Consider the following 830-nt stretch of genomic DNA (forward strand, 5'->3'; position numbering starts at 1 on the left):
GTATTACATTAACTATTTTCGTGCTTCCAAGTTTCCAAAAATTCATCCTTATTTTTAAGGTATAAAGGATGCTCAGCTTCTGGATTTTTTTCGTCAAACTCAGGAATAACAATTGCACGGCCTTCAAAATATTCCAAGACCTGATCAAGGTGGTTTCGAGACACCTCCATACCGTAAAGTACATGCGGTGGGTCGTAGTCTCCATTCCCATACCAGGAATGCCGATACCGTAAGTCATTATCCGCACTTTGCAGAATCTGTGCCATCCACTTTGCCTGCAAGTATTCAGGGCCTTTATCCTCTCGGAATAACGCGTCATAGTCCCGCAAGACCACGAAAACTCCTTTACTCAAATCCAGCCAATGCAAATCTTCCATGTACTCATAGATCAGATTTACTGGATCATCAGGCATTCCATAAGGATATTCAATAGGCCCTAAATGCTCCTTAAAATATTCATTCTCGGTCCTTGCCTGAACAAGAGCAGAGCAAGAAAACTCAATAATTTTCCACCTCTGCTTTCGTAGCAGCTCTAGTTGCCGCTCTAAGACGTCATCATCTTCCTTTACATACACAACTGGGAAGAAGGTCTTATCTAGCTTATTTGTATAAAAACCTATAATAGTTTTACTTCTCAATGGGCGTGAAGATTTCTCCGTGCGCGCGGACGACTTCTACCCCTCAGTATCCTCTGGGTCAACCGTCATCCCTCGCCAACTTCTAATAGTATCTTCCTTATTTTTAACATACACTGGATACTCGGCCCCAGGGTCTTCTTCATCAAACTCAGGCACCACAATCGCCCGACCCTCAAAAAACTCCAACACCTG

At 43.1% G+C, this 830-nt stretch carries 1 protein-coding gene; it reads right to left on the minus strand.

The genetic code is table 11. The features are described 5' to 3' along the window. Window positions 1–8: 8 nt before the first annotated feature. Window positions 9–638 (minus strand): hypothetical protein, encoded by a 630-nt coding sequence (locus HMPREF2609_RS05755; RefSeq protein ID WP_083296706.1) that lies wholly within the window; start codon window positions 636–638, stop codon window positions 9–11. Window positions 639–830: the final 192 nt, after the last annotated feature.

Source organism: Rothia sp. HMSC058E10, assembly GCF_001809415.1.
GTDB classification, from domain to species: Bacteria; Actinomycetota; Actinomycetes; order Actinomycetales; family Micrococcaceae; genus Rothia; species Rothia dentocariosa.